Genomic DNA, 8,280 nt, shown 5'->3' with positions numbered 1-8,280 from the left:
AGCCGGTGCTGCGGTGCGCCGCCGGAGGGGGGTGTGCGGGTGCCGCCCGCTCACACGGGCTCGGCGACCTTGTGCCGGGAGGCGACGACCACGAGGCCGCCGATGACGGCGAGGCCCATCAGGACGACCGCGAACACGGTCGCGCCGTTGGTCAGCCCGATGGCGTCGCTGAGATAGCCGGCCGAGACCGGCAGCAGGCCCGCCGGGACGTAACCGCCCACGTTGAGGGCCGCGTTGGCCTCGGCGAGCCGCTGTGCCGGGACGCTGTGGTTGAGCAGGGAGAGCCCGCCGAGCTGCCCCATGCCCTGGCCGGCCCCGGCCAGCAGCGCGGAGGCGATCAGCACCGGGACCGACGAGGTGTGCACTGCGGTGACCAGCGCGACCATGCTGAGCGTGGTGCTGATGGCGCCGGCGGTCAGGATGGTGCGCCGGGGCAGCTTCTGTACCGCGAACTGCACACCGGTGGCGGCCAGGAACATCACGAACGCCATGGCGCCGGCGACGATCCGGCTGGTGGTGCCGAGCAGGCCGGACAGCAGCGACGGGCCGAGCGAGAGCACGAACGAGGTTGCGGTGATGCCGGGCGCGAACACCGCGATGCCGAGGGTGAGTTGCCGGCCGCTGCCGCCCGGGACGCCGGGGACGCGGATCCAGGCGCCCTTGGCGGGGGCGGCGGGGCGGCGCACCGGCATGCGCAGCACGGCGAGGACGGCGGTGGCGAGCAACGCCATCTCCACCATGAAGACGGTGACAGTGGGGCCCGGCAGGGTCTCGGACAGGACGCCTGCGAGGAGCGGGCCGAGACCAGCCCCGAAGACCATGGCGCAGGAGGCGAGCAGGGCCGCGAGCCGCTTGCGGTGCTGGCCGGCCACGTCCGTCACGGCGGCCATGCCCGCGGAGACCACCGCGCCGACGGCGATGCCGGTGAACAGCCGGGCCACGATCAGCGCGGCCACGCTCGACGCGGTCGCGAAGATCACGCAGGCGGCCAGTGCCAGCCCCAGGGCGGGCAGCAGGACCGTCTTGCGGCCGAGCCGGTCGGAGACGACGCCGGAGACGAGAAGTGACCCGAGCAGACCGACGATGTAGAAGGCGAAGATCACGGTCAGGGTGCCCTTGGAGAACCCGATCTCGCGCTGCCACAGCACGTACAGCGGTGTCGCCGCGTTGGACAGGATGAAGACCGCCGTCACCGGCCAGGCGGCCAGCCATACCCACCAGGTGGGAGCGGGCAGGGCGCTTGCCTTCGACGGTTCACCCGCCGCGCCTGCCGGCTCATCCACCACCTTCACGGGCGCGGTTCGACTCTCCGACATGACAGGTCCCTCCTGCTGGTGCAGTACGAGTTTCCTCGAACATAGCATGCAGTACGATTGGAGTCGTACATAGAATTCGGGTCATGAGGAGTTGCCCATGCCTGCCACGGCGCGTCCGGCGTCCCTGCGGATGCCGGATTTCAAGGTGTTGCCGGAGCCCGCGGATCTGCCCGAACCGCTGCCCGAGCCCGCGGTGGCGGACCTGCGTCTGGAGACGGTGCTGGGCGCGCTGAGTGATCCGCTGCGCCTGCGCATCGTGCAGAAACTGCTGCTGGAGTCCGAGCGGTTCGACCACACCTGCGGGTGGTTCGGCTTCGACCGCCCGAAGTCGTCCCTGACCCATCACTTCAAGGCCCTGCGCGAGGCGGGCGTCACCCGGCAGCGCCAGTACGGACTGGAGCGCCGCAGCCAGGTCCGCGTCGCCGACCTCGACGCCCGCTTTCCCGGCCTGCTGGACCTGGTCGCGGCGTGGACTCCGGACGGGGCCTGACAGCCGCCCGGCCGTGTCACCCATCCCGGTGAACCGTGTCCGGGAGGGGTGACACCCGGATGGCTGGTGCCCGGACCGGGGCTGTTTGAGATTCTGTGAGGGTGTCGGGTGTCGCGCGATGGTTCCAGTCCCGCCGGGGACCCGCGTCCGCCGACGGCCCGGGCGGACAGGGCGGGCGCACGGCGGGCGCCGACCCCTCCGCACCGCTGCGGGCGTTGCGCACGGCCGCGGCCGGCATCGGCACGAGCCTCGACGAGGCCACCACCTGCACGGAACTGACCCGGGCGGCGGTACGGCTGGTGGGCGGAGGCGCGGCCGTGATGCGGCGCGTCGGCGACACCGTCTCCGGCTACGAGTCGATCACCGGCGACGCCGATCTGCTGCCCGACGCCCGCTGGGCCACCGCGGCGGCCCGGGACGCGGGCACCCCGGCGGCCGACCACTGGGTGGACCCCTGGCTGTCCCGTCCGGTCGGCAGCCGCACCCGCCCGGCCCTGTGCGCGCCCCTGACCAGCGGCTCCGACCAGTACGGCGTCCTGGTCTGCGCCCGCGAGGGCGTCGCCTTCGCCCGTGCGGAGGCCGAACTGCTCGCCCTGCTCGCCGAACGCGCCGCCTCCCACATCCGGCACGCCCGTGAGTACGAGCAGGTCAACCGGACCGCCGGTGACCTGCAACGCGCCCTGCTCGCCGAGCCGGGCCGGCCGCACCCCAACCTGGACGTGGCGATCCGCTATCTCCCGGCCGGCGGGCGGGTACTGGTCGGCGGCGACTGGTGCGAGACCGTACGGCTGCACTTCGGGCGCACGCTGCTCGTCGTCGGCGACGTGATGGGCCACGGGTTGGAGGCCGCCGTCGACATGAACGCGTACCGGTCCTCACTGCGCTACATCGCCTCCTCCGAGCTGCCCCCGCACCGGGTGCTGCGCCAGATGGACGACACCGCCGCCACCGAGGCGGACCGAAGACCCGCCACCTGCCTGCTCGTCCGCGTCGACCCCGGCCGCGGGCAGGTCACCCTGGCCAGCGCCGGTCATCTGCCGCCCGCGCTGATCACCAGGGGAGGCCGTACCGCACTTCTGCAGGTTCCCGTCGGCCCGCCCCTGGGCACCGGCTTCGGCGGCTACGAGTCGGCCACCCACCGGCTCGAACCCGACGAGGCGCTGGTGCTCTTCACCGACGGCCTGGTGGAACACCGCGGCGAGGACATCGACCGCTCCCTGCACCGCCTCGCCGACCTCCGCTTCACCCCCGCCGCCGGGGTCGACAGCCTGCTGGAGTCCATCCTCACCCGCCTCGACGCCCGCCACGCCGAGGACGACGTCGCGGTGCTGGCGGCGCGCCCGCACCCACGGGAGGGCGGGTTCGGCCCGGGCGCGGAGGACGCGGTGGAGGAGGGCTAGCCGGGGGCGCCGGCAGTGGCCGGTCTGCTGGGCAGCGTCAGCGTGAACACCGTGCCGCCCGTGCGGCCGTCGCCCAGCCCGATGGTCCCGCCGTGCGCCTCCACCAGTGCCCGGGCCACCGACAGGCCGAGCCCGCTGCCGCCGCGGTCACGGCTGCGGGCCTTGTCGACGCGGTAGAAGCGGTCGAAGACCCGGGCGCGGTCGCCGGCCGGGATGCCGGGGCCGTGGTCGGCGACGCTCACCGACGCCGAGCCGGCGGTGACAGCGACCGTCACGGACACCGGGGTGCCGGTGGGCGTGTGGACGGCCGCGTTGGTGAGGAGGTTGTCCAGCACCTGGCGGATACGGACCGGATCGAGCCGGACCGGGACCGGGTCCGGGCCGGCGGTCACCGTCAGGGGATGGCCGGCGCGGGCGGCGCGGAAGGCGTCGGCGGCCTCCCGGACCAGTTCCCTCAGGTCGGCGTCCTCCAGCCGCAGCGGGGTCTCCACCTCGGCCGCGTCAAGGCGGGCGAGGAGCAGCAGGTCGTCGAGGAGGATGCCCATCCGGGCGGCTTCCGCGCGCAGCCGGGCCAGATGGCGGTCGCGTTCCGCGGGCTCGTTGGCGGCGGCGTACTGGAAGAGGTCGGCGTAGCCGCGTACCGACATCAGCGGGGTGCGCAGCTCGTGCGAGGCGTCCGCGACGAAGCGGCGCAGCCGCTGCTCGGCCTCGGCGCGCACGGCGAGGGAGTCGTCGATGTGCTCCAGCATGGTGTTGAAGGCGGTGCGCAGCTCCTCGACCTCCGGCCCGCCGCCCCGCTTCGCCGCGCGCAGCGGCAGCCGGGCCGCCGACTCCGTCAGATTGTGCGAGGCGATGCCATGGGCCGTGTGCGCCATGTCGCTCAGCGGCTCGAGACCGTGCCGCAGCAGCCGGCGGCCGAACACCACCAGCGCCAGCAGCGCCAGCCCGAAGGCGATCACCTGGACCGTGACCAGCTGTCGTACCGTCTTGTCGATGGTGTCCATCGGGGCCCCGCTGACCAGCACCACCCCCGGCTCCACCTCGCAGCCGCGCAGCCGGTACTCGCCCTCCCCGGTCAGGTCCTTGGTGCGCAGCACCTCGGTGCCGGCCGCGATCTGCGCCTTCGCCACCGAGGTGAGCGGGGCGATGTCCGAGGGCAGGTCACTGCTCTCCTCCGGCTTGCGCAGCACCGGGGTGCCGTGCGACACGTCGTACACGGCGTAGTACCAGTGGTAGTACTTCTTGCCCTGGAGCGTGCCGTTCTGCGCGATGCTCTTGGACTGGGCGACCTGGCCCAGCCCCAGCTGGTCGTCCAGCTGGGCCGACAGGTAGTCCCGCATGTACATCGTCAGAGCTGTGCCGACGACCGCGAACACCACCAGGGCCAGCGCCCCGAGCCCCAGCGCCAGCCGGGTGCCCAGGCGCATGCTCCGGTACGAGCGCCGCAGCCGGCCGATCCGCGCCAGGCCGGCCCGGAACCGGCCGGTCACTCCGCGGCCTGCTGCCGGATGACGTACCCGAAGCCGCGCACGGTGTGGATCAGCGGCTCCCCGCCGGTCTCGTCGTCCATCTTGCGGCGCAGCCGGCTCACCACCAGCTCCACCACGTTCGAACGGCCGCCGAAGCCGTACTCCCACACGTGGTCGAGGATCTGAGCCTTGGTGAGCACGGTCGGCGACTTGCGCATCAGGTAGCGCAGCACCTCGAACTCGGTCGGGGTCAGCGAGAGCAGCCGGTCGCCGCGGCGCACCTCACGGGTGTCCTCGTCCATCGTCAGGTCGGCGACCCGGAGCACCGAGCGCTGGAAACCGGGTCCGGCACTGCGCCGCAGCACCGTGCGCAGCCGTGCCATCAGCTCCTCCACCGCGAACGGCTTGACCAGGTAGTCGTCCCCGCCCCGGGTCAGCCCCGCGACCCGGTCGGCGACCCCGTCGCGCGCCGTGAGGAACACCACCGGAACCATCGTCCCGGAGTGCCGCAGCCGGTCGAGGACACCGAAGCCGTCGAGATCGGGCAGCATCAGGTCGAGCACCACGATGTCCGGCCGGAACTCGGCGGCCCGGACCAGCGCGTCCTCACCCGAATACGCGGTGACCGCCTCCCAGCCCTCGTACCGCGCGACCGTCGCGACCAGGTCGGCGATCGGCGGGTCGTCGTCCACGACGAGGAGTCGTACTTTTTCCACCCGCTCATACTGCGGCACACGGCCACGGACGCCAGACCCGTGCTCACACAGAAAACACATCGATAACCAGTTGAAAGTCTTCCGACAGGAAAACGACAGCGGCCACGGGTGAAGCTCGACTCCCAGGACCCGATCAAGGAGCTGCCGACCCGTGACGACCGTCCAATCACCCCCTGCGCCCCCCACGGCGATACGCCCCAGGGTGGTGGCCCGCACGGGCCTGTACGCCGTGCTCGCCGTGAACGCGGCCGTGGTCGCCTGCTTCTTCGCCCAGGCGGGCTTCGCCTCCAACGCCCTGATCGTCATCGGCCGCTTCTTCGGCCTCTACGGCGCCCTCGTCATGGCCTTCCAGCTGGTGCTGGTGGCCCGGCTGCCCTGGCTGGACCGCCGGATCGGCATGGACCGGCTGACCTCCTGGCACCGCTGGACCGGCTTCGCCCTGCTGTGGACGCTGCTCGCACACGCCGTCTTCATCAGCTTCGGCTACGCCGACGGCGCGGGCGTCGGCCCGGTCTCCGAACTCGTCGACCTCGCCGAGACGACGGAGGGCGTGCTCCGCGCGACCGTCGCGCTCGGCATCATCGTCGTGGTCGGCGCCGTCTCGGCCCGCTACGCCCGCCGCCGGCTCGCCTACGAGACCTGGCACTTCGTCCACCTGTACACCTACGTGGCCGTGGTGCTCGCGTTCAGCCACCAGGTCGCGGTCGGTACGACCTTCACGTCGTCGTCCGCCGCGAAGACGTACTGGTACGCGGTGTGGGGCGTGGCGCTCGGCGCGGTGGCCCTGGGCCGCCTGGTCCTGCCGCTGTGGCGCAACTACCGGCACCAGTTCCGGGTCTCCGCCGTCGTCCCCGAGTCGGACAACGTCGTCTCGGTCCACGTCACAGGGCGTGAACTCGACAAACTCCCCGCCCAGGCCGGTCAGTTCTTCCTCTGGCGGTTCCTCACCAGGGACCGCTGGTGGCAGGCGAACCCCTTCTCCCTCTCGGCCGCCCCCGACGGCCGCACCCTGCGCCTGACCGCCAAGGCCGCCGGCGACGGCAGCGCCGCGCTGCGCCATCTCAGGGTCGGCACCCGCGTCTTCGCCGAGGGCCCCTACGGCGCCTTCACCACCCTGCACCGCCGGAAGACCGAGTCCCTGCTCATCGCGGGCGGCGTCGGCGTCACCCCCGTCCGCGCGCTCCTGGAGGACCTCGAAGGCCACGCGATCGTCATCTACCGCGTCGGCACCGACCGGGACGCCGTCCTCTACGACGAACTCCGCGACCTCGCCGTCGCCAAGGGCGCCGAGCTGCACCTGGTCACCGGCCCGCCGGTCCCCGACAGGCTGGCCCCGCGCGAGCTGATCCGACTGGTGCCCGACATCGCCGACCGGGACGTCTTCCTGTGCGGGCCGCCGCCGATGATGAACGCGGTGCTGCGCACCCTGGGAGACCTGGGCGTGCCCAAGCCGCAGATCCACTTCGAGCGTTTCAGCCTGGCGGGATGAGAGAGACACCGTGAAGCGAGCCATACCTGTCGTCGTCCTGAGCATCGCGGGCCTGATCCCCGTCTGGCGCTACGAGCCGTCGATCGGCGGTACGACGTCCGCCACCACCGGGTCCTCCACGACCGAGTCCTCCGCAACCGGGTCCGCCACCACGCCGTCGGCCGCCTCGACCGCCGCTGCGGGCACCTCCTCCGGCACCGTCGTCAAGGGCACCACCGTCAACACCGACAAGGGCCCGGTGCAGGTCCAGGTGACCTTCTCCGCCGACAAGATCTCCGCGGTGACGATGCTCCAGCAGCCGAACCATCCGCAGACGACCGCCGCGGTGCCGGTGCTGATCTCGGAGACGCTGAAGGCGCAGAGCGCGGACATCGACACCGTGTCCGGTGCGACGATCACCAGCGACGCCTACAAGGAGTCCCTGCAGGCCGCGATCGACGCGAAGGGCTGAGCGCATGCAGCGGGTCGAACACGTCATGGGCTTCCCGGTCTCGCTCCGCGTCGACGACGAAGGGGATTTCACCGGCGCCGCCGACGCGGTCTTCGCCTGGCTGCGCGAGGTCGACGAGCGGTTCAGCCCCTTCCGGCCGGACAGCGAGGTCTCCCGGCTCGACCGCGGTGAGCTCGCCGGGTCCGAGGTGAGCCCGGACCTCGCCGAGGTGCTCGCGCTGTGCGAGGAGTACCGGCTGGCGACCGGGGGCGCGTTCGACGTACGGCTGCCCGGGCGGGGTCTCGACCCGTGCGCGGTGGTCAAGGGCTGGTCGGTGCAGCGGGCGGCGGAACTGCTGTCGGCGGCCGGGGCACGGCGGTTCGTGCTGAACGCCGGCGGTGACGTGGTCGCCGCGGGCGGGCCCTGGCGGGTGGGGGTACGGCACCCCGAGCACGCCGACCGGTTGTGCACGGTCCTCGAACTCACCGACGGGGCGGTCGCCACCTCCGCCCGCTACGAGCGCGGCGACCACATCGTCGACGGCCGTACCGGGCGTCCGGCGACCGGCCTGCTCAGCCTGACGGTCGTCGCCTCCTCGCTGACCGAGGCGGACTCCGTGGCCACGGCCGCCTTCGCGATGGGCGCCGAGGGCGTGGGGTGGGCGGCCGCGCGTCCGGGCTGCGAGGTGTTCGCCGTGGACGCCGGGCGTCAGGTGCTGCGGACGGCGGGTCTCCCGGTCGCGCGGGAGCCGTCGGCGGCCGCCTGACCCCTGCGGCGGCGGGGTCAGCGCACGGAGGTGGGGGAGTCCCGGGCGACGCGGCGCGCCACGGACTTCCGGACCGTGTCCAGGGCCGCTGCTCGCTCCAGTTCCGCCGTCGCCGCCATGTGCCACCGTTCTCGTCGATCACTCCGACACACCACGATATCTCGATACAGAATCGGAGCGGGCGGGCCGCCGGTGGGGAACACC

General features: G+C 72.7%; 8 protein-coding genes. 5 read left to right on the top strand and 3 right to left on the bottom strand.

The annotated features are described in order from the left end of the window. Window positions 1-50: 50 nt before the first annotated feature. On the bottom strand, window positions 51-1,316 hold the full coding sequence (locus ACFWPS_RS53495; RefSeq protein WP_383721753.1) for an MFS transporter: 1,266 nt from the start codon (window positions 1,314-1,316) through the stop codon (window positions 51-53). Between the two features lie 97 nt (window positions 1,317-1,413). Between ACFWPS_RS53495 and ACFWPS_RS53490 the strand changes: the two genes are divergently transcribed. Next, window positions 1,414-1,806: an ArsR/SmtB family transcription factor gene (locus ACFWPS_RS53490; RefSeq protein ID WP_383721751.1), complete on the top strand. Its 393-nt coding sequence runs from the start codon at window positions 1,414-1,416 to the stop codon at window positions 1,804-1,806. Between the two features lie 101 nt (window positions 1,807-1,907). Continuing rightward, window positions 1,908-3,206: a PP2C family protein-serine/threonine phosphatase gene (locus ACFWPS_RS53485; RefSeq protein WP_383721749.1), complete on the top strand. Its 1,299-nt coding sequence runs from the start codon at window positions 1,908-1,910 to the stop codon at window positions 3,204-3,206. Here the strand turns inward: ACFWPS_RS53485 and ACFWPS_RS53480 are convergent. Continuing rightward, the gene (locus ACFWPS_RS53480) at window positions 3,203-4,633 is read right to left on the bottom strand and encodes a sensor histidine kinase (RefSeq protein ID WP_383721755.1); all 1,431 of its coding nucleotides are present in this window, start codon (window positions 4,631-4,633) and stop codon (window positions 3,203-3,205) included. The genes ACFWPS_RS53485 and ACFWPS_RS53480 overlap by 4 nt on opposite strands. 59 nt (window positions 4,634-4,692) lie before the next feature. After that, entirely contained in the window at window positions 4,693-5,391 is a 699-nt protein-coding gene (locus ACFWPS_RS53475; protein WP_383721747.1) for a response regulator transcription factor, read from the bottom strand. A gap of 151 nt (window positions 5,392-5,542) precedes the next feature. Between ACFWPS_RS53475 and ACFWPS_RS53470 the strand changes: the two genes are divergently transcribed. From ACFWPS_RS53470 to ACFWPS_RS53460, 3 genes are read left to right on the top strand one after another with little or no spacing between them, the layout of a single operon-like run. Beyond that, window positions 5,543-6,880, top strand: coding sequence for a ferric reductase-like transmembrane domain-containing protein (locus ACFWPS_RS53470; RefSeq protein ID WP_383721745.1), 1,338 nt, complete (start codon window positions 5,543-5,545; stop codon window positions 6,878-6,880). A 10-nt stretch (window positions 6,881-6,890) separates the two neighbouring features. Then, window positions 6,891-7,331: an FMN-binding protein gene (locus ACFWPS_RS53465; RefSeq protein ID WP_383721743.1), complete on the top strand. Its 441-nt coding sequence runs from the start codon at window positions 6,891-6,893 to the stop codon at window positions 7,329-7,331. A 4-nt stretch (window positions 7,332-7,335) separates the two neighbouring features. Further along, window positions 7,336-8,076: an FAD:protein FMN transferase gene (locus ACFWPS_RS53460; RefSeq protein ID WP_383721741.1), complete on the top strand. Its 741-nt coding sequence runs from the start codon at window positions 7,336-7,338 to the stop codon at window positions 8,074-8,076. The last annotated feature ends 204 nt before the right edge of the window (window positions 8,077-8,280 follow it).

The sequence above is a fragment of the Streptomyces sp. NPDC058457 genome, assembly GCF_042720695.1.
In the GTDB taxonomy this organism is placed as follows: domain Bacteria; phylum Actinomycetota; class Actinomycetes; order Streptomycetales; family Streptomycetaceae; genus Streptomyces.
This window is presented reverse-complemented; position numbering and strand designations above follow the sequence as displayed.

Bases quoted from the DNA above. Each gene is read 5' to 3' on its own strand.
- ACFWPS_RS53490 (WP_383721751.1), top strand. From the start codon at position 1,414: ATGCCTGCCACGGCGCGTCCGGCGTCCCTGCGGATGCCGGATTTCAAG.
- ACFWPS_RS53480 (WP_383721755.1), bottom strand. From the start codon at position 4,633: ATGCGCCTGGGCACCCGGCTGGCGCTGGGGCTCGGGGCGCTGGCCCTG.
- ACFWPS_RS53495 (WP_383721753.1), bottom strand. From the start codon at position 1,316: ATGTCGGAGAGTCGAACCGCGCCCGTGAAGGTGGTGGATGAGCCGGCA.
- ACFWPS_RS53460 (WP_383721741.1), top strand. From the start codon at position 7,336: ATGCAGCGGGTCGAACACGTCATGGGCTTCCCGGTCTCGCTCCGCGTC.